The sequence below is a fragment of the Sphingobacterium sp. UBA865 genome (assembly GCF_002295765.1).
Lineage (GTDB): Bacteria > Bacteroidota > Bacteroidia > Sphingobacteriales > Sphingobacteriaceae > Sphingobacterium > Sphingobacterium multivorum.
This window is the reverse complement of record NZ_DBGB01000031.1, coordinates 311,248-333,362: the sequence shown is the minus strand read 5'-3', so window position 1 is coordinate 333,362 and position 22,115 is coordinate 311,248. Positions and strand designations below refer to the sequence as shown.

Annotated in this window: 19 protein-coding genes; 10 read left to right on the top strand and 9 right to left on the bottom strand. The window is 38.7% G+C overall.

Annotated elements, in window-relative coordinates; genetic code table 11:
- Positions 1–464 precede the first annotated feature (464 nt).
- The 9 genes from B2O97_RS17445 to B2O97_RS17405 all read right to left on the bottom strand — a co-directional run bounded on the left by B2O97_RS17445 (position 465) and on the right by B2O97_RS17405 (position 12,373).
- Complete coding sequence (locus B2O97_RS17445) at positions 465–1,067, bottom strand: hypothetical protein (RefSeq protein WP_070569162.1); 603 nt, start codon at positions 1,065–1,067, stop codon at positions 465–467.
- 33 nt (positions 1,068–1,100) lie between these two features.
- Positions 1,101–1,484, bottom strand: a complete 384-nt coding sequence (locus B2O97_RS17440; RefSeq protein WP_286767778.1) for a PH domain-containing protein — start codon at positions 1,482–1,484, stop codon at positions 1,101–1,103.
- 91 nt (positions 1,485–1,575) lie between these two features.
- Positions 1,576–2,385 carry a hypothetical protein gene (locus tag B2O97_RS17435; RefSeq protein WP_139145078.1) on the bottom strand — a complete coding sequence of 270 codons (810 nt, stop codon included), beginning with the start codon at positions 2,383–2,385 and terminating at the stop codon, positions 1,576–1,578.
- A 95-nt stretch (positions 2,386–2,480) separates the two neighbouring features.
- Positions 2,481–3,806: a DUF4302 domain-containing protein gene (locus B2O97_RS17430; protein WP_083296084.1), complete on the bottom strand. Its 1,326-nt coding sequence runs from the start codon at positions 3,804–3,806 to the stop codon at positions 2,481–2,483.
- 98 nt (positions 3,807–3,904) lie between these two features.
- Positions 3,905–5,275 carry a substrate import-associated zinc metallohydrolase lipoprotein gene (locus tag B2O97_RS17425; protein WP_088163043.1) on the bottom strand — a complete coding sequence of 457 codons (1,371 nt, stop codon included), beginning with the start codon at positions 5,273–5,275 and terminating at the stop codon, positions 3,905–3,907.
- 3 nt (positions 5,276–5,278) lie between these two features.
- The gene (locus tag B2O97_RS17420) at positions 5,279–6,748 is read right to left on the bottom strand and encodes a RagB/SusD family nutrient uptake outer membrane protein (RefSeq protein WP_088163044.1); all 1,470 of its coding nucleotides are present in this window, start codon (positions 6,746–6,748) and stop codon (positions 5,279–5,281) included.
- A gap of 11 nt (positions 6,749–6,759) precedes the next feature.
- The gene (locus B2O97_RS17415; protein WP_070569145.1) at positions 6,760–10,386 is read right to left on the bottom strand and encodes a SusC/RagA family TonB-linked outer membrane protein; all 3,627 of its coding nucleotides are present in this window, start codon (positions 10,384–10,386) and stop codon (positions 6,760–6,762) included.
- A gap of 255 nt (positions 10,387–10,641) precedes the next feature.
- Positions 10,642–11,799: a FecR family protein gene (locus B2O97_RS17410; RefSeq protein WP_070569142.1), complete on the bottom strand. Its 1,158-nt coding sequence runs from the start codon at positions 11,797–11,799 to the stop codon at positions 10,642–10,644.
- Between the two features lie 46 nt (positions 11,800–11,845).
- Positions 11,846–12,373 carry an RNA polymerase sigma factor gene (locus tag B2O97_RS17405; protein WP_070569139.1) on the bottom strand — a complete coding sequence of 176 codons (528 nt, stop codon included), beginning with the start codon at positions 12,371–12,373 and terminating at the stop codon, positions 11,846–11,848.
- Positions 12,374–12,737: 364 nt separating this feature from the next.
- Here B2O97_RS17405 and B2O97_RS17400 point away from each other — a divergent pair, with 364 nt between their 5' ends.
- The 10 genes from B2O97_RS17400 to B2O97_RS17355 all read left to right on the top strand — a co-directional run bounded on the left by B2O97_RS17400 (position 12,738) and on the right by B2O97_RS17355 (position 22,107).
- The gene (locus tag B2O97_RS17400) at positions 12,738–15,047 is read left to right on the top strand and encodes a putative monovalent cation/H+ antiporter subunit A (RefSeq protein WP_286767777.1); all 2,310 of its coding nucleotides are present in this window, start codon (positions 12,738–12,740) and stop codon (positions 15,045–15,047) included.
- A gap of 56 nt (positions 15,048–15,103) precedes the next feature.
- Complete coding sequence (locus B2O97_RS17395; RefSeq protein ID WP_075994294.1) at positions 15,104–15,523, top strand: Na+/H+ antiporter subunit B; 420 nt, start codon at positions 15,104–15,106, stop codon at positions 15,521–15,523.
- Positions 15,523–15,879: a Na+/H+ antiporter subunit C gene (locus B2O97_RS17390; protein WP_046671609.1), complete on the top strand. Its 357-nt coding sequence runs from the start codon at positions 15,523–15,525 to the stop codon at positions 15,877–15,879. Before B2O97_RS17395 ends, B2O97_RS17390 begins: the two co-directional genes overlap by 1 nt.
- A complete protein-coding gene (locus B2O97_RS17385) occupies positions 15,876–17,384 on the top strand; it encodes a proton-conducting transporter membrane subunit (RefSeq protein ID WP_088163048.1) in 1,509 nt (502 codons plus the stop codon). The genes B2O97_RS17390 and B2O97_RS17385 overlap by 4 nt, the downstream gene beginning before the upstream one ends.
- A 1-nt stretch (position 17,385) precedes the next feature.
- A complete protein-coding gene (locus B2O97_RS17380; RefSeq protein ID WP_046671611.1) occupies positions 17,386–17,862 on the top strand; it encodes a Na+/H+ antiporter subunit E in 477 nt (158 codons plus the stop codon).
- Entirely contained in the window at positions 17,859–18,134 is a 276-nt protein-coding gene (locus tag B2O97_RS17375; RefSeq protein ID WP_046671612.1) for a monovalent cation/H+ antiporter complex subunit F, read from the top strand. Before B2O97_RS17380 ends, B2O97_RS17375 begins: the two co-directional genes overlap by 4 nt.
- Positions 18,127–18,477, top strand: coding sequence for a monovalent cation/H(+) antiporter subunit G (gene mnhG / locus B2O97_RS17370; protein ID WP_046671613.1), 351 nt, complete (start codon positions 18,127–18,129; stop codon positions 18,475–18,477). The genes B2O97_RS17375 and mnhG overlap by 8 nt, the downstream gene beginning before the upstream one ends.
- Before the next feature lie 263 nt (positions 18,478–18,740).
- A complete protein-coding gene (locus B2O97_RS17365; RefSeq protein ID WP_286767776.1) occupies positions 18,741–19,991 on the top strand; it encodes a site-specific integrase in 1,251 nt (416 codons plus the stop codon).
- Positions 19,992–20,621: 630 nt separating this feature from the next.
- Positions 20,622–20,999, top strand: coding sequence for a single-stranded DNA-binding protein (locus tag B2O97_RS17360; RefSeq protein ID WP_125202221.1), 378 nt, complete (start codon positions 20,622–20,624; stop codon positions 20,997–20,999).
- 34 nt (positions 21,000–21,033) lie between these two features.
- The gene (locus B2O97_RS17355) at positions 21,034–22,107 is read left to right on the top strand and encodes a DUF932 domain-containing protein (protein ID WP_286767775.1); all 1,074 of its coding nucleotides are present in this window, start codon (positions 21,034–21,036) and stop codon (positions 22,105–22,107) included.
- Positions 22,108–22,115 lie beyond the last annotated feature (8 nt).

Genomic DNA, 22,115 nt, shown 5'->3' with positions numbered 1-22,115 from the left:
GGCTCTTACCTAGCTTTAAGTGTGAACCACTTAGATGTTAATAGGTCCTTTTTAGCAACGGATTTATATCTTCTTTTCACCTTTCTGACAGCCTATTAATAAAAAATAATCTTTTCATCATTTTTTTGGTTAAATAACATGCTTTCCTATGTTTTTCAGGATACCGCATCCTGTTATAACAACCTATATATTTAAAGATCTGAAATTATTTACCTTTCTTAGTTTTAATTTCCACAAATGTGAGTACCAGCGCACCGACTATTAAATACACACATGTTGCAACTAGTCTACCGACGGTAAATTCTGTCACTTCACCTCGAAAGTAAACGTCAATAAGTTGCTGACTGAGTATGATTACCAACATGATCTGGCAGTAGATAAAAAATAATTTGCGGTGTGTTTTCATAAAGATCTATAAGTGCTGACTATTACTCCTGTTTGCTAATAAAATAAATTATCCTTTTTTATCGTCCAATACCCCAAGCTAATTGCACATAGAAATTTCCAAGCCTATCCTTCGGCGCATTCGAAACAGCAGCATTCACTACTTTCCATTCATTTTTTGTAATAGAAGATTTATAACCTACTCTGCATTCAGGACGAAAGATATTACGTTCCGTATTGAAAGTTTTCAAGGTGACACTCAAGTCTACGATAGCAGCATCGTGCTCCATTTTCGTTTGGTTGGACTGTGTTATCAAAAAATCTTCAAATTCTCCATTCAGATTTTTCTTTTGAACGGTAAAAGTAGTAGACTGCGTACCTACTCCCAGCTGCGGGCTAAGGATCAATCTGCCTGTTCGTATCGCATTGGTAGATACATATAGCGTAAAATCTCCTGTGTTCATTGTATTGTCATTTTTGCCGCTTGTCGACAGGCTAAAATTCACGCCAATAAGGGTTTGTTTTATCCTGTATGCAAGTCCAGCACCAGCATTCCACCCAAATCCGGGTACCTTTCCGGAATCATAATCTTTCAAAACCCTATTCAGATTGCTTGCATTGTTAAATTGAATACCGGCAAAATAGATCGTCTCAAATGGCAGATGTTTAGTCCGAGTAACCAATTCGTATTGACGAAACTTTATTGAGGAAAAAGACTATTTCGCTTCGATAACATTGATATTGGGTGCAATTTGTTTTAATTTATCAATAAATTGGGTTGGATTTTCCGGATCAACGAATATATCATCAATTACATTATAATGCAGAATCATTCCCCTTCTATAGGGCCTTAAAACGGTGAACCTCATCGATCCAAACCAAAATACCTTATCAGCTTCAACTTTGCGAATGGAGTTGACATCAACAGAATCTGTTCCCCAGATACTTTTAATAAACAGTATATTGTCTTCAATCCAATAACGTTTATAGAAGAAAGTGAAATACCAGGTTAATGCAAATACCGCAAACAACAAAAGTGCCCCAGTGTAAAGTCCTTGCTCCAAGTCACCATATGATACCATGGCAATAAATATAATCATCCCAAAATATAATCATCCCAGCCCCCCATATATAACTACCGAAGGGTATGTGGGTATTAAATACTTCTTTCATAATCAATAGTTTGCTAGGTCAGTTACTTTTATTCCAAACGGTAAAATTTTGCTTAACTGAAAGCGGAAACAAATTATAGATTTCACGATATTGTTCGAAATCTTCTTTCGTATTAACCTGAATATGATAGATATGAGGAATGACCTCGCTGTCTATATTATCTTTCATAAAATTTATTTCCTCACGTAACAGTGCTGTTTTAACATTTGGCAACCAATCTTTTACTAAGAGCGCGTTTAATCGCTCTGAACCCTCGAATAATTTAAGATCATTGTAATGCACTGCTACTTGCTGAAGACTGTCTTTTAGATGTCGGTTTTCGGCCTTATATTGATCCAATAATGCTAAGTACTCATTGTAGACCTTATTGTTTTTTCCATCGGATACGACCGCCATTTTTATTGATTCGCCTCTATTCTTCGCTAACAATAGTTCTTCTAGTTCTGCTTGTTGATAGGTACTGTCCAGTAACAGTTTATAATTATCAGACTCGTTGGCATCCAGCCAAAATGTGGTTGACATATAATATTTTGGTGTACCGAGTTCAGGTTGACGGGCAAATCGTTCGATCTCCTGTGGCTTCACCACATCCCTCTCCCAGGAAAAAACGATTTGATAGATTCCTTTTGGAAGTTTATCAAGCTTTATCTTGAAGGTGTCGCTATATAGCGTGTCTGCGATAACTTTACTTCCACTTTCCATCTCATATAAATCAAAATAAAACGGCGACTTGACTTCCAGACTTCCGGTAAGATCCACCTTTTGATTCCTTTCACAAGCAAATAGACTTAGAAAGAAAAAATATATTATTCCGTGATATTTTAACATAATCCTATATTAGTAATCCTATACGCACTTCATGCGGATAATAGGATATTAGGTTCGACATACTGCATCGAACCTAATATTAAATCAAGATGTTATTAATTATTTTGTCCAGTAAAATAGAAATCAGGATGTTCAATGCTTTTAAATTGAGACATTACCTCAAATGTTTCAGGATTTACAAAATAATCTAATTCAAATGTATCGGTGTTGATTCTTTCTTGAAGTAAATAGCGTACATCATTATAAAGTGCACCTTCATTGCCGCCTGGCGTTCCACTAGGTGTAAATTTAAATTTGCCGTTTTCTACTGTATACGTATAATTGTACGTCAATGTCGTTCTGTTTTCGCCATATTTAATGTTAAATACAACAGCCATCTTGTTGTTCACAACTTGAAATTTAAAATCTGTCGTATTTAAAATAAGGGTCTGGCCACCAATATTCCATCGACCGATACCTGCCTTTGTTGACGCCTTCCTTGCGATAAAATCTGTACTCCACCCGTTAAAGGTTGTAACATCTGGAATAGTAATGATTGAAAAACTAGTCCCCAATGCTGTAATATAAGGAATAACAGAAGAAGAATTAATTTTCACAGGATATTCTTTACCTCCGCTGTCGATTCCAACAATCGAATTTTCATCCTTCCAAATAAAACGTTCTATTTTAGCATTACCTAATAGCGCTCCGCCAACAATCTCTAGTCCATCAATCGTACTACAAAAATCTGCAAACGAAGAAGAAAATGTACCATCTGAATTAGCAACAACCACAGACATCTTTTTCGTACTAAAACCAAATGCTATTTCTGCTTCTACCCCGTCAACGACAATGGAGGTCAATGGGTTCTTCTTAAAAAATGTCCTATTTTTTGTAATCGTATTCAGATAATCTTTCGCAATATATTTACTTGCTTCTGATTCGTTCGCCTTTACCAAAATTAAAGGCTTTTGAAACTTTCTTCCTTCAAAAAACAAAGTATCTCCGTGAGTTTTAACATAATCAAACTCAACATCACTTCCCATTCCTTTACCAGCCTGACCTCCATATGTTCCCGGATTTGGATCCTGTAGCATGGTGAGATAGTTATAGGTATCAAATGACAGGGTCGCCGCCATAATTTGACGGACCCTAAAAGTAGATTCTTTGAGTTCCGAAGAAGTTGCATCATTTAAATCGGCAACCATTTTTACGCGATCGTTATCGCCAAATTGCATGTAAAACCCATAGCCGCCAGAATACTCTGTCGTTAAACTTGCTTTCCATCCATATGGAGCACCAATTAATGTTTTCCTAACATACGAAAGGGTATCAGAGATGCGAGAGTCTGGATCAGACCCCAGCTCCAGTTCGACTTCTTTTGATTTTGTACAACTCATTGCGAGTAATACAAAACATATAAAATAAAATATCTTTTTCATCTATACATATTTTTTAATTTCCAATCCATAATACGGAATTTGTTATTCCAAATTCACCTTCTTTATTAAGTGGCATTTTAAAGAGGATTGGTAAATGATTAATATTTCTTAGTTGAGACCTTACCCGTGAGACTAAACTGAGGATTTGCTAAATCCTGAATACTTACAAATTTCAAATAATTAAGTGGCGTTTGTACACCGTTTATGCTCCAGGAGAATTTAAAACTTGTGCTCTCTAAATAATTTAATAAAGGTTTCACATCACTTATAATGTAAGAAAAATTACCGTATCCGTACCCGGCATCGGTCCCTTGTACAGTAGACAATTTTATCTTGTAACTCTCATTATCGATCTTAATAATATCCAAATCATATAAAGCATTCCAGGTATCAGTATTATTGCCAAATGGAATGGACAAGGTCATCTTGCTCGCACTAAGCATCTTTAACCGTACCCCTTTAACCTGATAACTTCCAAATCCATCTAGAATAGGCGTAAATAATTCAATCTGCTTAGGTGATAAGACATTTTCCTGTCCCCAGCTTGATCGAATATCCATATCGATGGTTTCAGTGATTGTTTTGTTCGTCACAGCCGTCAAAAAACTATAAGATTGACTCTTGTACTGCTCCTCCATTACCCTTTGAAATTCCATTTGTAATTGAGTAACATCAATATTAAAATACTTAATCATATAGTCCCGCACAATGGTCTCTTTTTGCTTTAACTTAACATAGGGAATTGAGTCAGATTGATAAGCAAATTGGTCATAATACAATTGCCCTCCAACAATTAGGTGCGACAACGTTTCGGCAAAATCCTCACCAATATTTTTACGGGCATATGGAGTGATAAATCCAAGTGCTCTCGCTGCTGCTGGTGTATTTTCTTGTGCAGTCCAATTGGAATAATAATCTCCAACACATACTTTTTCAAAATCGACTGGTATAAATCGTGTTTGATTTAATATATGGGTAAATTCATGATGGATCACTTGTAAATTTCCAACTACTGAATTAGGATTATTCTCATTCAGGCCATTTAATCCATAGAGTGTTATCCGGCGTCCACCATCAGCTGTTCCTCCTTTCACAGAACCATCTGGATCATAGTCTCCGGAGCCAAACAATGCGAATTGCTTGGGTGTATAGGTTTTAATAAAAGTTGCGCCACCAATTTTATTGTATACCTCCAAAAATCCCTTTTTCACAATATCCATTTGTGGAATCACTTTCGATTCATCTGCAGGAGATATATTTTTATTTATATCATGCATATTACGCTGATAGCGGTATACGACTTCGATATTATAGGGATCTGTCAGATTTTTAGTAATCCATTCATCAATCGCCCCCGGAACAAATGTATCGTAGTTCTGAAGTGTGTAATTTAGTTTATCTTCTTTATTACAGGCAAAGATTAATCCGATCAGACTAACTCCTGTAAATATTTTAACAATTGTTTTCATGATTTATCTTGGGTTTAGTTCGACACCTGCTAACTTCGCTTCTTGTGGAATTTGAAAGACTCTCCTCGGATCTTCAGGTTTAAGTTCTAGAATGGTTTCACGCTCATCATTGCCAATCATATTGTGCCTAACAGTTAATCCTTTACGTATAATATCAAACCAACGGAGACCCATCGACATAAAGCCAATTTGCTTAAACTGTAATGTTGTTTCAATCAAGGCTTCTTTATCATCAGCCACACCAAAAAAATCCTTGGATTTTGCAACTGTTACAGCATAGGTATTGGGATTATAATTATTAATCCTATTGCTGGCAAATAAATTAAGATCCGCCAAGGCACTATTGGTATTCCCCAATTCGGCATAAGCTTCTGCTCGATTCAATAATACCTCATCTGTAATCAATACGGGTACCATTAACATTGGATAGCCTGTATTTGCGGTTGGATTTGTCACGTACCAAAACTCTTTCCACAGATAGGTGGTGTAATGTGGAGATCCATAACTTACCCCAAAGTTATAAAGCTTAGCTCCAGCAGCCGTCATACCATTATAAATATTTTGAAACACATTTATCCCCATCGCATAACGATTGTTCCACCATCTTTGGTAACCGCTATAAGTTTCATTAATCAATAAGTTATAGGGCTGTTCGGCTTTGGCAAATTCTGTACGAACAGACTCAAACCCCAATGTCTTGAACGTGGAATTATAAGGAATTAATTTACCCGTAAAATTACCACCGAAAATCTTATTGGCATTATCCACTACCTTTTGCCATTCTCCTGTAAACAAGTAAAAACGTGTAGCAAAAGCATGAGCCGCTTCAGGTGTAAAGTGATATTTAGGGACATCCCAAAGTCCTTTTCCTTTGTCTAATAACGCTAATCCTTCTTCCAGATCCTGACGAATATTATCATAAGTCGATTTAACGGTTCCTCGATCATATTTTTTTATAAGTACCGTTTCAGGTTCTTTCACATAAGGTACACCTGGGGAATCATTACTAGCTCCCGATTTTGGGTCATATACTTTTGCAAAATAGTTGGCAAGCATAAAATGACAATAAGCACGAGCAACAAGTGCTTCGCCCTTATAAGGCAAAACATCAGCGCCAAAATCATTCTTCTCAATAGCATCCAGTGCATGATTAGCTGCTGCAATTGCCTCATAACATGAATTCCAATAAGCGGTTGGAGAATCCGTATCATCGCCGATAATATCTTTCCACTCATAAAGAGCAGGAACCGGTTGATACAAATCGCCAACACCTTTGTCTTCGACATTGTCCGAATACGTTTCAGCCATAGCCAAAGAATTTCGCCCAGGATAGGCTGACGCAACCAATCGTTTGACTTTATCTACAGTATTGATCTGAGCACGCATATCAGGCTCCTGATCAAGATATTTGCTACATCCGCTGAACAAAAAAGCAGAGGATAAAAGAATATATTTGATAGTATTTAATTTCATGATTTATATTTTTAGAATCCCAACTTCACAGATAACGTAATTTGTTTTGGCACAGGAAGAGCAACTCCACCATTACTATAAAACTCCGGATCGACTCCGTTTAACTTCTTATCTGAGTATAATAACCATAAATTATTCCCTACAAGATTAAACTGTGCTGTTCTGAATTTAATGCGTGAGACGAGTTCCTTAGGTACATTGTATCCAATAGAAATTTGTGACAAACGAATATAGTCGCCTTTCGCCACACGCTCGGATGAATAGTTGTAAGCATTGTACGTATAGTTTGCCGCATTTCTTTCTTCCAAAGCATTCTTAACATCGAATTCTGCCGACAACGGATCCAAAGTCGAGGGAATCACCGTTAGATACTCATCACCACGATATAAAAACCTATTGATCAAATCCTTCGAGACATTATACATATCCAAATAAGATGAGGAATAACTAGGTTGCAGACGAACCTTATTACCAAAAGCAAATTTCATTAAAAAGGACAAACTGAAATTTTTATACTCTAATCGGTTATAATATCCACCCGCTATTGTAGGGTCTACAGGGCCTTCATATTTTAAGAAATCAGTTTCATTGTCCTGCAGCCAAAAATACGTAGCACCTGGTGTCCCGTCAGTACCGATAAACATCGGGTACCCACCTCTTGCGTTAAGCTTATCGAAATCGATAGAATACAATCCACGATGTGGCTTTCCTAATTTGGCCCCACCTTCAGCAGAAACTAAATTCCAGATGTTACGTGTCACATCAAGTTTTGTAATTTCTGTTTTATTAAAGCCTAGGGTAAACTGGGTCCGCCAAGTAAAACCTTGCGGATCTTTAAAAGGATATCCGCCTAGTTGAATGTCAACACCATGCCCCTTCATATCCGCATAGTTACCCAGTTTTTCGAACTGACCTCCAATACCCGATGTTCGAATAGGCCCAATCAAATCGAAAATGTTTCTTCTATAGTAATCAAAGTTCAAATCAATTCGACGATTTAAAAAGCTTAGGTCAGTACCAATATTCAATTCGTACATCTTTTCCCAAGTCAATTCTGAATTTTCTAAACCGTCAATATTAATTTTACCTTCTTTCTCCGATTCGTAAGGTCGATATGCCACCGCATTATAAAATACAGCAGAGGAGTTTGACGCATTTCCCATATTTGCCACAAGACCATAAGTTGCTCTTAAGCGTGCTGAAGAGAGAATTTTATTTTCACGGTTGAAAAAATTTTCCTGGTCAATGTCCCATGCTCCCGATAAATTCCAGGTAGGCAGCCAGCGAGCTACATTAGAATGTCCCATTTTATTTGAGCCATCATACCGTGTCGTAAAGTTAAATGAATACTTATCCTTATAATTATAAGCACCTCGAAGTGCATAGGCCAATTTTCGATCATAATTATAGGCCATTGAAAAAGGAACGTTGCCACTTTCAATCGCATACTTGTAATAGCGATAGGTAGGCATTACTAAATTTCCATTGCCATATTCTATTCCTGGACCATTAAAATCATGATTTTGTTTGTCCGCATACTGAAGCTCGTAGGTTCCAAATAAATTTAATGTATGATCATTCCATTTTTGGTTGTATTCCAAATTGTGGCGCATATAATAACTGATCATATTATTATTGGCAACATTAAAGAATCCTCCATTGGGTAATATCACATATTTATCCGTATTGGGGAAATCTGGATCCGCGTACAAAAACCTATTTCCTGCATTTACTGTTTGATCCTGGTTTGCTCGATATGCTTTGGAAAGATTCGCATTTTCTGTGATCATATGCTGTCTTTCGGAATTGTAATAACGATACATCCCATTCGCAGAATAAGTCAGGGAAGGTAAAATTTTATACGTTATACCAGCTTGAACCTTAATATCCATCAATTTTAACTTGATATAATTATTATCGAGTTCATTAAGGATATTGAATGGTGCGTAGTCTCTATTAAAATACTCTAGTTTTCCATTTTCATCGTAAGCGGTTATAATACGACTCGTATTTAGCGAATAAGAGTATGGGTTAATATCAAAATCACGAGAATAGCTACCATACACAGCATCCGAAACTCTATTTAATGTTCCTGGAGTACGCTGATCCCTAATATTACTTTGGAAGATAAATTCGGTACTCAATTTATCATTGATTTTGTAATTATTACGGACATTCGCAGTAAAACGCTTCGCAGAGTTCCCCAACGTAAAACCAGAATCATTCATAAAACTAGTAGATGCATAGGTCTGGCTTTTAGCCGTCCCTGTAGACATACTTAGGGAGTGATCGTGAACAAGGGACTGCTTAAAAAGTAAGTCAAACCAATCTGTATTCGCATTGGTATAGCGCTGCAAAAATTGATACCGAGAGGGAGCATCATTGCGCAAAGCATACGAATCAGTAGAAGGATCATAATCGTACATCAGATTATACATCTTGTTAAAGACACCTCCAGTTGGGGAACGAGAAACCTGTGAATGATTTAAATAGCCTTTGTTTTCCATATCAATGATCAATTGCATCTGCTCCGCTGAGTTCATGATATCAAATTGGTTGTAATTAGGCTTGATATAGGTGGTGAAGTTTCCTGAATAATTAAAATTGACAACACCATCTGTATTGCGTCCCCTTTTCGTATTTACGACCACAACACCGTTCATTGCAGCAGCACCATACATGGCTGTGGCAGCAGCATCTTTCAATACAGTGATCGACTCAATATCATCTGGATTTAAACCTGCTACAGAAGAACCTAATAGCGTATTTGCATCCCCTGTTGACAATGCCTCATTGGAGATATTGACCGCCTCATCCAGGATGACACCGTCAATTACCCAAAGTGGTTTGTTATCTCCCGTAAGTGAGGTTGCACCACGAACCCGAATTTTGGGTGCCGCTCCAAATGTACCAGACACGTTCTGAACGGAAACCCCTGCTGCTTGTCCCTCCAACATACGAGAAATATCCGGAACCCCCGCACGTTCAGCCTCTTTCGCATCAATCTTCGAAGATGCGCCTGTGAATAATTTACGATCCAAATTTTGATAACCGGTGGCAACTACATTGACTTCATCCAATTTTTGATCATTAGCTGTAAGTACAACATTTATAGTTGACTTACCAGCCATGGAAATTTCCCTGGTTCCAAACCCGACATACCGAACGACCAAAACTGCAGAAGAAGAGGCATTAATCCTAAAGTGCCCTGAATCATCTGTTTGCGTCGAAATAGAAGTTCCCTTTACGGTTACAGTAGCGCCACTTAATCCCTTTCCATTTTTATCAGTGACGGTACCTGAAACGGATTGCTGTATAGCCAATGGGACTGTCATACTGATATTCTTTGCATTACTGTTGACCGAAATGGTGTTAGCAATAATTTTGTATTCAATATTATTGCTTTTTAAGACAGCATTCAATGCTTCCTCAACGGATGCATCCTTAACGTTCACAGAAATCCGTGCTTTAGTATTCAGATTTTCACTATATAAAACACGTAGATGGGACTGCTTGGAGATGGCAGACAATGCTTCTTCAATACGTGCATTTTTCATATTCAACGTGACTTTTTGTGCTGCGCTCTTAGCGTGCACACCCGTCACAAATGCGAATAGAAGACATGTACTAATTTTCATAATACGTAATGGTTTGCAAAATCGTGGGTCTTGAGGGATCAAGGACCACCTTTTGCTAAGTGGTAAGTTATTCATACATTTACACTTTGTGGTTAATTGGGATTTATTTGTTCATTTTTAGATTTTAGGACCTGATGATCGCATCTTTTTCTGAACAGGGATGCTGCAACATTCCTGTTCTCTTTTTTAGGTCATTGCTTTTGATGTATTATTTTATCATAGGCGCGCTATTTTCTTTTTATAAATTGTTAGTCCTTAACTTTTGGTAGCAATAATCAATTTATTACCTTCTACTTCAAATTTTAGGTTACTGACATAGGATAACATCTCCAATACTTGAGACAATTTTACATCACGCTCAATACTTCCGGTATACTCTTTGTCCAGCTGCACATCACCTCGGAAGGTAACATCTAGATCATACCAACGTGATAATTGATGTGCTATATTCGTTATCGTTTCCTTTTTGAAATAAAATTCATTGTTGTGCCAAGCAAGATCATGGGCCAGATCTGCTTTTCCCTTAACTAAGTTGTCTTTAAAAGAAGAAGCATATTCACCAGGAAATAATTCCACCCGTTGATCATTTTGACGTACCTCCACTCTCCCCTCTGCTAAAGTTGTTCGAACATGATCCGAATAAGAATTAATATTAAAATGCGTTCCGAGCACTTTAATTTCATTACCTTTCGATTCCACAATGAAAGGTTGATCTGACTTGGGGGTAACTTCGAAATAGGCTTCTCCATCCAAAAAGACTCTACGTTCTTTCGGTGAAAACTGCGCAGGAAATTTCAATTGAGATAGCGCATTCACCCAAACTTTTGTTCCATCAGCCAAAGTCATCTTATAGAAACTTGCTTTTGGAACAATCAATGAGTTGTATTGCAATGGGATCGTTTGATCTATTTCCTTAACGATCAGCTCATTGCTATTTCCGATTAGATTATTGTTTTTAGTCAAGGTTTTAGTGGAATCACTATTCAAAGAGAGCCTGGAGCCATCAGCCAAGACTAATACTGCACCACTTGTTGCCGGAGCAATATCTTGCTTTTTTGAAACTATTACACTTTTATCACCCGAAAAGAATGAGGTAAAATCACCTTTCCATAATAGAAAACCACCTAACAAGAATACAATAGATGCTGCAATGCTTAAGGACCATTTCCGGAAAGATCTCGCGCTGTTGGATTCTTTACTTTTCAACCGCTCCCATGCTTGATTTACATCCAACTGCCGAATAACGGCTAAATCTTCTGCTATATTTTCCGCTTTTCGGAAGGACTCTAAAAGCTGCTTATTTTGTGAACTGGCATTGAGCCATTCATCAAGCTGCACTTGTTCCTCTGCTGTCAATTGACCACAAAGGAATTTCTGTATTAAATCAGTGATATGTCTTGTGTTTTCTTTCATCAATTACCATAAAGAAACTTAAGACGAAGAAAAGGGTGACAAGAATTTAAATATTTTTTAACAAAAATATAATAAGGGGTATAAACTCGGGATTCAAACGTTTGAGCAACATTTTCATGCCGCGTTGCTTTTGTGTTTTTACAGTATTGATACTAATTTGCAGCTCCCGTGTAATTTCAAGATTGGATAAACCTTCAAGATAACCAAGCCGAAAAACTTGTTGACAGGCGAAAGGCATTTCCTCAATAATTTTATATATTTCCTGAATGACCTCACTGTGAATCATATTCAATTCAAGCGCAGTATTATCTTCTTCGGTAAAACCTACAACATTCCAATATTTTTGACGGACCTTTTCATGACGGATATGATTATAACAAGCGAAACGCACAGAGCTATAGAGATAGTTCTTTATTGCAATCTCATTATCACTGACATGATCAGTATTTTTGAAATAAGCAATAAAAGAGTCTTGTACCAGATCTTCTGCTAGAGAAAGGTCACCAACAATCTTCCAAGCAAAATGGCAAAGTCCATTATAGTGTGTCTTAAACAATACTTCTTCTTTCTGCATAGTTAGATCTCTTCCACACTCTGATTCTATTATTTTTATAGATGAGATTATTTAGGGTAAAAAACACATCCAATTGAGGATGTTTAATAATTGTATCGTAAAAATGCTCTTTTTTTTTGTCAATCCCAAATAATAATTCTAAACCCGAATTTATTCATCTCTAAATTGCTAAACTAGTTTTGTTTTTTTTCCGACAAACAAAACAAAATTCCTGCTTTTATCATTTATAGAGAGAGAAAACGGTCAAAAACTAGCATTTTTTCGCTTTTTTTTACTATATTGTAAACTTTCAAAAAACCTTCATCGCCATATAAGCATTGGCAACAATGAAATGTAGAAGGTTAAAAATTAAAACAAAGACTACATGCTATTTACTGTTCTGTCAGGACTAATAACATCGAGCCTTATTGTTCCATTTGGTCGATTCCTAAAAACCAAATGGGGTTTTATTCTCGCATTCTTACCGGTACTTCTATTTCTATACTTTACGCAATATATTGTACCTATTGGTCAAGGCTCCTATTTCGTACAATCAACATCGTGGGTGCCCTCCTTAGGCATCAATCTGGATTTTAAATTAGATGGACTGTCGCTACTTTTCGCCTTATTGATTACTGGGATCGGATCCTGTATATTCTTTTATGCGAATGCCTATCTCAAAGGTCATCCGTATATCGATCGATTCTTTGGCTACCTCTGCCTTTTTATGTCGGCTATGCTGGGGCTTGTCCTGTCGGACAACATGTTATTATTGTTTATCTTCTGGGAACTGACCTCGATCAGCTCATTTTTTCTCATTGGATTTAACAATGACAAAAATGATTCACGCAAAAGCGCACTGACTGCACTATCCATTACTGGGTTGGGTGGTTTTTTTCTACTGGCAGGTTTTATTTTGCTGGGTAATATTGCTGGCACTTACCATATTACAGCACTCATCGGCAAAGTATCAATCATTCAGCAACATCCACTCTTTCCCCTGGTCTTTGGCCTCGTAGCACTTGGAGCGATTACGAAATCAGCACAATTCCCTTTCCATTTTTGGTTACCCGGTGCCATGAAGGCGCCAACACCTGTGTCGGCCTACTTACATTCGGCAACCATGGTAAAGGCAGGAATCTACCTTTTGGCCCGTTTTTCACCGATACTTGGGGGCAACCCGATCTGGATGTATTCCCTCATGGCCATTGGTGGCCTTACGATGCTTTATGCCGCATTCCATTCGATTTTCAGAACAGACCTCAAGGGAGTACTCGCTTATTCAACCATATCCGCCCTCGGTATTTTGGTTTTCTTATTGGGACTCGGTACCAAGGATGCCATTATCGCTGCAAGTGTCTTTATACTCGTACATGCGCTATATAAAGCCGCATTATTCTTGATTACGGGGATTATAGACCATGAAACCGGAACGCGGGATCTTACAATCTTGCGGGGGCTACGCAAGGTATTAATGCCTGTCGCTATCGCAGGTCTCCTAGCGGCACTTTCCAGTGCCGGTATTCCACTTACATTTGGATTTATTGGAAAGGATCTGATTTACGAGGCAACACTACATGCCACACCCGATTTATTTCTCTATTTGACCGTCGCTGCAGTAGTAACAAATATACTCTTGGTCTCTGCTGGATTTATGGCCGGCATCAAACCTTTTGTGGGTAAGCTACCCGAGCAATTTAATACAATCCACCTGCCCTATAAAGCCATGTGGATCCCACCTCTACTTTTAGCTATATTAGGAGTTGTCTTTGGGTGCATCCCAGGACTTGTCGGCGAATGGATTGCTGGACCTACCGCAACAAGTATACTCGCAAAACCCGAAACATTTCACCTGAAAATCTGGCATGGCTTTAATTTAATCCTGCTACTAAGCGCTATTACAATTGCCGCTGGTACGTTGCTTTATTTCACAAACAGGCCCAGCGAGAAAAAATTGGCTTGGATTGCAAATTTCAATAAGATTTCTCCTGAATATATCATCCAATTATGTGCGCAGGAAATTGTTTTGTTCTCTACTTTCTTCACCAACAAAATGCACAACGGCTATTTGCGTTCGTATCTGTTGAAAATTATCTTATTTGCCGAATTATTGATCGCCTACCAGTTATACCTGGGCGGGCCACTCCATATCAAATGGGAAACCTTATCTCCAGTGAGTTTCTACGAAGTCACCACAGTCTGCATTTTGATCGGCGCCATTGTACTCACCATCCGCACCTCATCCCGTTTAACAGCCGTAGTAGCCACCAGTGTTGTAGGCTATGCCATATGTCTTATTTTCGTGTTTTACAGTGCCCCAGATCTAGCGATGACGCAATTCACCATTGATACACTCACGGTGGTACTCTTCGTATTGGTACTCTTTAAGCTCCCTTCTTTTCTGAATTTGGCCAACCGACGCACTATCATTCGCGACGCCGTGGTCGCTATCGTTTTTGGAATTTTGCTATCCATGGTCGCACTCCGTGTACTCCATGAACCAACAACAACTAATATCAGTGATTTCTATGGCGATTATGCTTATGTGCTTGCTAAAGGAAAAAATGTCGTCAATGTATTGCTTGTCGATTTCAGAGGTTTTGACACCATGTTTGAAATCGTCGTATTGAGTATTGCTGCATTAGGGGTATATAGCTTATTAAAATTACGTTTAAAATCCTCTGATAAAGAATAATGATAGATAAAGGTTATGCACAAATGAGCTAATAACTCCTTGCTAAATAGTAACAAATGAACAGTACAATATTACAGACCGCTACGCGGTATTTATTACCGATACTCTTACTTTTCTCGGTGTTCCTTCTACTCAGGGGGCATTATTACCCCGGCGGAGGTTTCGTTGGCGGCTTGGTTGCTTCGATTGCCTTTGTGCTGCATAGTTTTGCCTTTGGCCCTCAAAATACCATGAAACTGATTCAGTACAAACCTTTGTCACTTATCCCCATAGGATTGGGGATTTCGGCCATAAGCATGTTCTTACCGGCATTTTTTGGCTACCCCGTCATGACCGGGCTTTGGCTGGAAGAGAAAATCCCCGTTATCGGGATGATAGGAACCGCCTTATTTTTTGACCTTGGTGTATACTTTGTTGTCATAGGTGTCGTCCTGACGATTTTATTTACAATTGCTTTAACTACTGAAGAAGAATAATGGAACTGATACTCGTGTTATTGATCGGCATCCTTTATGCTGCCGGAATATACCTCATCTTGCGTCGAAGCATGGTGAAATTGTTGTTGGGGATTATGTTACTGGGCAATGGTACCAATATATTGATCTTCTTATTGGGAAACATTATTAAAGGTAAACCACCTATCATTGGACCCGATCTGAAGGTATTCACAGATATTTATGCGGACCCGATTCCGCAAGCACTTATTTTAACGGCCATCGTGATCAGCTTTGGCCTAACCTCCTTTGCCATCGTTTTACTCAAGCGTGTATATGCATTGCTGGGTACAGATGATCTGGATGATTTGAACACGCCTGAGGAAGAAGATATATGATAGACAACCACATTATTGCCACGATTATCGTGCATTTATTTATTGCTATTGTCCAACTGATGTTGTGGCGCAAATCCACTGCACAACGTTTTCTGAGCGTTGGCGGAAGCTTGCTCGCACTCATTCTTGCCTTTAAACTGTTCTTCAAAGTTTATGATGGCGGTATTTTGACCATGAATGCAGCCAATTGGAAAGCTCCTTTTGGGATCGTTTTTGTTGCCGATCTATTCAGCAGTACCCTTGTTCTCCTCACTTCTATCGCAGGTCTGGCGGTCTCTATCTTTTCCTGTGTCGGTGTGGGGCGCCAGCGCATACTCTATGGTTATTTCCCGATCTTTCACTTTTTGATGATGGGGCTCAATGGGGCTTTTCTAACCGGTGACATCTTCAATCTGTATGTATGGTTTGAAGTTATTATTATTTCCTCTTTTGTGCTGATGACTTTGGGGGGCAGAAAATCCCAATTGGAAGGTGCCGTAAAATATATGGCCATGAATATCCTGGCTTCCACATTTTTCTTAACAGGAATAGGTATACTTTATGGCATTTCAGGCTCGTTAAACATGGCCGACCTGGCCCTCCGTATTCCTAAAATACAAAATCAGGCTTTAGTAGAAATTACAGCAACATTTTTCCTGATCGGTTTTGGGATTAAATCCGCTGTATTTCCACTCTATTTCTGGTTACCGTCCTCTTACCATACGCCACCTTCGGCCGTAGCAGCGACATTTGGGGGCTTATTGACCAAGGTTGGGATTTACGCCTTGTTCCGGGTATTTTCCTTACTATTTATTCCCAATCATTTTACCAAGGAACTCCTTATCGTACTAGCCATATTGACAATTCTGACGGGCGCTTTTGGTGCATTGATCAAAACCAATATCCGGAGGTTGTTTTCCTATTTGATCGTTTGTCATATTGGTTTTATGATTGGCGGACTGGGCTTATATAGCAAATGGGCTTTATTGGGGGCAGTATTCTATCTGATCCATGATATCATGGTCAAAACGAATTTATTCCTCATAGCCGGTGTTATACGGCAACTCCGCGGCACCATGGATATGACTAAACTGGGCGGACTTTATGCCCAATACCCAAAGATTTCATTACTTTTTGCCATTGTTCTTTTTTCACTGGTGGGCATCCCGCCTCTCTCGGGATTCTGGCCTAAAATCTATCTATTCAAAGATGCCTTCCACTTAGAGAAGTATGCTTTCGCGGGAGCCCTGATTATTGGCAGCTTTATCACCTTGTTTGTCATCGCCAAAATGTGGGCGCAGGTATTCTGGAAAGATGCACCTGATCCGGAAATCATTGAGGACAAATTTGCGGGTATGATCGGCTATAAAAGAACAATGCTCATACTCCCTGTTGTTATTTTGGCATCTGCATCCCTGTATATCGGACTCAACGCCGAAGCGATTATCCATGTCGCGGATCAGATCGCTACACAATTATTGGACACATCACCTTACATAAACGCTGTATTAGGAGGGCAGAAATGATATGATCAAACAGTTTTTAATGAACCTCATGCTATCCTTTATCTGGGTCGCATTGACGGGATCGATGTATTACACCAACTTCCTTTTCGGCTTTATGTTGGGATTCGGTATCCTCTGGCTTATGAACAGGAATGAGGTGGACCAACGCTACTTTTATCGGGTCCCCAAAACATTGAGTTTTATTCTTTTTTTCCTGTGGGAAATGATTGTTGCCAATGTGCAGGTTGCCTACGACGTGATAACCCCCAAGTTTTTTATCAAACCTGCGATTGTCAAGTATCCCATGGATGCAAAAACCGATTTGGAAATTAACCTGCTTTCAACCTTTATCTCGTTGACACCCGGCACACTCATCCTCGACGTAAGTGAAGATAAAAAAACGCTCTTTATTCACGTCATGTACATGAAAAGCAAGGAACAGTTTGTTTCTACCCTTAAAAATAATGTTGAACGAAGACTTTTAGAACTCTTAAGATGACTTTAAATAGCTATTTTGATTATGTGATCCTTCCGATCTTGACTATCTCAGTCATACTGGCTTTTATTCGTCTGTATAAAGGACCCCAGATATTTGATCGTGTTATTGCCCTAGATCTCATTATCACCATCGGAATTGGCATTATTACCGTTTATAGTATACGAACTTCGCAGGAAGTGTTTTTAGACATTGCCATGATCTTGGCGCTTATCGCATTTCTTGGTACGATCGCATTTTCATTTTATTTAGAAAAACAAAGCAAAGATGATTGATATTACTTTAGCCATTCTCAGTACCATCGGGGCCTTGGCCATACTATTTGCGTCTATTGGCATCTTGCGGATGCCCGATTTTTATTTGCGTCTTTCGGTTACGGTAAAGGCGGCAACGCTGGGTGTGGGACTTTTACTTATCTGTGCGGCAATGACATTCCCGGATGTATCCGTAACGACCAAGGCTATAGCTATTGGATTTTTTCTGATCCTAACGGCTCCGGTTGCAGCACACATGATTGGAAGGGCTGCCTATATACAGCGGGTAAAAACATGGAAGGGAACCACCTTAAATGACCTTGAAAAGGAAGGTAAATTAGATTGTAGAAAAGAAGATTTTTAAGAAAAAAATATTAGAAGAAAGCAAAAATAAGCAAAATGGTTAAGACCATTCATATACAGTAGTTTATAAAACGTGAGGGAAAATTTGGAAGTAGGTGTCCGACAGGTTTTGAGCTTAAAATGACAAGGTTAGGTTACTAAATCGTTACTGACTATAATCTAATCGATAACGATATAATGCGTTATATTTCAGTCATTTGCACTTATTTTCATATCCCCTTGTAACTCAATAAAATTTAATTTTAAACGTTAAACAATTGAGTTATGGAACAAGAGAAAAGATCTACGTTCAAACTGCTTTTCTACCTGAAGAAGAATGAACCTAAGAAGAACGGAAACGTGCCTGTTATGGGACGTATCACTATTGACGGAATACCAAAATCCTTTAGCACCAAACTGGACATCAACCCCAATAATTGGGATTTAAAGCACGGAAGAGTTTTAGGTAAAAGTGCCCAGGCCCTGAGTACCAATCTCAAATTGGACAATATTCGGGTGCGTATCAACAAGATTTACGATGATATGCTCAAGGATGAAGGCTTTGCAACTGCACAAAAAGTAAAGCTGTCATTTTTAGGGGTTGGTGTAATGGATGATGCCATTCTTAAAGTATTCAAAGACCAGAATGAGGAATTTGAAAGAATGGTAAGCAAGGGCAAACGTTCTCAGAATACTTACAATAAATACAAGACTGTATACAACCATCTTAATGAATTTATCAAGGAACGCTATCACAGGGAAGATTTGGCATTTCGGGAACTTACCTCAGACTTTATCCGGGAGTTCGATTTCTTTCTACGAATAGATAAAGAATGTACACATAATACGGTTTGGGTTTATACCATGCCGGTTATTGCTTTGGCTGATCTTGCGATTAAAAAAGGCCTTATACGCCAAAACCCTTTTGAAGATTACGAAATCAGTATGGAAGAAACTGATCGCAGTTATCTTTTAAAGGAGAATGTAGAAAAGCTAATGCTTCTAAAACCGTCGAAGGACAAATATGAATTTGTAAAAGATATTTTCATTTTCAGTTGCTTTACAGGGCTTTCTTATATTGATATTCAAAAGCTGAAATGGAGCAATATACAGTCCTTTTTTGATGGGCACCAATGGATCATCAGCAGAAGAAAAAAATCAGATGTTGCTTCAAACGTCCGCCTTTTGGAAATTCCGAAACGTATAATTGAAAAATACAGGGGACTTACACGTAGCGATTATGTTTTTCCGGTTCCTTCCAATGCTACCTGCAATAGCCATGTAAAGAAAATGATAGAAGAAGCAGAAATTGTTACAGAACAGAAAGTAACCTTTCATACTGCACGCCACACCTTTGCTACTATGTTCCTGACCGAAGGTGTTCCACTTGAAAGCCTTAGCAAAATGATGGGACATAAAAATATTTCTACCACACAGATTTACGCCAAGATTACAAGTCAAAAAATCAGCAAGGATATGGATTTGGTGGCTCCTAAATTTAAGGAGATTGAAGACGCATTTTTGACAGTCTTATAATTAACTTCTATCAATAACGAGCAGAACTTATCGGTTCTGCTTTTTTTATGCCCATACTTTTTGTAGCCAAAGCACATTTACTTTCCTATTCCCCTACTGTAAAAGAGCTTTTCGGCTACTCCTGGAACAGAAGATTAAAAAATATTGCCAACATCTTCTCCCATACAAAATAATTTTTTAATCCTCCGTAAGTGTGGCTCTAATAGCCACACAGCTTTGAAAAAGTGTTTTAAAAATTCAGCGAATTGGAAGTGTTATTTCAATTCACTGTAAACCATTTCTCAATGCCATCTTCTTGGCTTCCACATTCATTTTATCCAAAGACCCGTATGCTTTTTTGTCCCATTTCAAGAGCAAAGGTATTTCCGTGTTCTTAACGCATCACAAAGGTCAGGCAAGTTTGGAAAATAATCTCCACCCTTTGGGTAGTATTTTTTTCCAAAACCTTGGAGCTGCTAAACACGAACCTTTTATGCTCGTGAAACGAAACATAGCATACTCCGGCTCTTTAAACGAATAAAAAAATGTCAGACAGAAAGATTAAAAACATTGGAAATGGTAATGAAACGAAACAGCACCTCCTCTCATTGCCGAATAAATCTAAAAAATAATAACTAAAAATTAAAGAATATGAACATCACAGGAAGACTGACAAGAGATGCGGAAGTACGCACAACGTCACAGGACAAACAAGTAGTAAACTTTTCGATAGCGACCAACGACAGCTACCGTAACAAACAGGGCGAACGCATAGAGCAAACAACCTACTTCGACTGCTCATACTGGATAAGCCCCAACGTAGCGAAGATACTCACCAAAGGCACATTGGTAGAGCTGACAGGCAGGGTAAGTGCAAGGGCGTGGACTGGCAATGATGGAGAAGCACACGCAGGTCTGAATTTCCATACGTCAAACATCAAACTGCACGGAGGGGGCAAGAAATCAGAAACCGCACAAACTACCACAGAAACGAGCAACAACAAGGCTGAGGAAGACCTCCCATTTTAACAACAAATATTTCAAACATTTAAAATCATTTATCATGGCACATAATATCAATTTCAACGAGAGAACAGGACGTTATTCATTCTTTAGCGTACAACAAAAAGCGTGGCACGGTTTAGGGCAAATCGTGGAGCAATACCCAACAAGCGAGGAAGCTATCAAACATGCAGGGTTAGATTATGAGGTAGTAAAATCCCCACTGCTTACAAAAGGTTCGGGGATTATCGAAACTACCAATGGAATAGAGATAGGCAGTACTGAATTAGAAGTACCTAACTATTTCGCCAACATACGCACCGATAATAATGCAGTATTGGGAGTAGTCGGCAAGGATTACCACATTGTACAAAACCGTGAAGCCTTTAATTTCTTTGATGCCATTGTAGGCGGTGGCGAGGGCATTCTGTACGAAACCGCAGGAGCATTAGGCAACGGAGAACGCATTTTCATCACAGCCAAACTGCCCGACTATATTCGTGTGGGTAATGGCGATGATGTTACGGAAAAGTACATTTTCTTAACCACTTCGCACGATGGTAGCGGAAGTATCACAGCCGCATTTACACCAATCCGTATTGTTTGCCAAAACACCTTAAACGCTTCATTACGCAATATGACCAATGTTGTTCGTATCAAGCACACTTCGGGAGCAAAACAACGTATCGAGAACGCTCACAAGATTATGGGACTTGCCAACACATTGAGCGACCAATTAGAGGGGATTTTCAACGAATGGGCAAAAGTAAAGGTAACAGACCGTGAAGTTAAAAAGCTAATCCAATTGGCACTTTGCCCGAATAAGGAAACGCTTGACCTAATCAAAAAAGGTGCAGAAGATGAAATTTCCACCGTGTTCAAAAACACCGTAGAGGATGCCTTTGCATACGCAATGATAAGCGACACCCAACAAATGGACACTACCAAAGGTACATTGTTCGGAGCGTATAATGCGGTTACTGGCTACTATCAGAACGTAAGAAAGTACAAAGATGATGAAGCCAAGTTACAGAGTATTGTACTGGGTGGAACTGCTCAACTCAAGTCACAGAAAGCATTTGAATTGTGTAATGGCTTTGCATTAGACGGAGCAGAAATCTTTAATCTTAATTGAATAACAAC

Bases quoted from the DNA above. Each gene is read 5' to 3' on its own strand.
- B2O97_RS17440 (WP_286767778.1), bottom strand. From the start codon at position 1,484: ATGATTATATTTATTGCCATGGTATCATATGGTGACTTGGAGCAAGGA.
- B2O97_RS17435 (WP_139145078.1), bottom strand. From the start codon at position 2,385: ATGTTAAAATATCACGGAATAATATATTTTTTCTTTCTAAGTCTATTT.
- B2O97_RS17430 (WP_083296084.1), bottom strand. From the start codon at position 3,806: ATGAAAAAGATATTTTATTTTATATGTTTTGTATTACTCGCAATGAGT.
- B2O97_RS17425 (WP_088163043.1), bottom strand. From the start codon at position 5,275: ATGAAAACAATTGTTAAAATATTTACAGGAGTTAGTCTGATCGGATTA.
- B2O97_RS17420 (WP_088163044.1), bottom strand. From the start codon at position 6,748: ATGAAATTAAATACTATCAAATATATTCTTTTATCCTCTGCTTTTTTG.
- B2O97_RS17415 (WP_070569145.1), bottom strand. From the start codon at position 10,386: ATGAAAATTAGTACATGTCTTCTATTCGCATTTGTGACGGGTGTGCAC.
- B2O97_RS17410 (WP_070569142.1), bottom strand. From the start codon at position 11,799: ATGAAAGAAAACACAAGACATATCACTGATTTAATACAGAAATTCCTT.
- B2O97_RS17405 (WP_070569139.1), bottom strand. From the start codon at position 12,373: ATGCAGAAAGAAGAAGTATTGTTTAAGACACACTATAATGGACTTTGC.
- B2O97_RS17400 (WP_286767777.1), top strand. From the start codon at position 12,738: ATGCTATTTACTGTTCTGTCAGGACTAATAACATCGAGCCTTATTGTT.
- B2O97_RS17395 (WP_075994294.1), top strand. From the start codon at position 15,104: ATGAACAGTACAATATTACAGACCGCTACGCGGTATTTATTACCGATA.
- B2O97_RS17390 (WP_046671609.1), top strand. From the start codon at position 15,523: ATGGAACTGATACTCGTGTTATTGATCGGCATCCTTTATGCTGCCGGA.
- B2O97_RS17385 (WP_088163048.1), top strand. From the start codon at position 15,876: ATGATAGACAACCACATTATTGCCACGATTATCGTGCATTTATTTATT.
- B2O97_RS17380 (WP_046671611.1), top strand. From the start codon at position 17,386: ATGATCAAACAGTTTTTAATGAACCTCATGCTATCCTTTATCTGGGTC.
- B2O97_RS17375 (WP_046671612.1), top strand. From the start codon at position 17,859: ATGACTTTAAATAGCTATTTTGATTATGTGATCCTTCCGATCTTGACT.
- mnhG (WP_046671613.1), top strand. From the start codon at position 18,127: ATGATTGATATTACTTTAGCCATTCTCAGTACCATCGGGGCCTTGGCC.
- B2O97_RS17365 (WP_286767776.1), top strand. From the start codon at position 18,741: ATGGAACAAGAGAAAAGATCTACGTTCAAACTGCTTTTCTACCTGAAG.
- B2O97_RS17360 (WP_125202221.1), top strand. From the start codon at position 20,622: ATGAACATCACAGGAAGACTGACAAGAGATGCGGAAGTACGCACAACG.
- B2O97_RS17355 (WP_286767775.1), top strand. From the start codon at position 21,034: ATGGCACATAATATCAATTTCAACGAGAGAACAGGACGTTATTCATTC.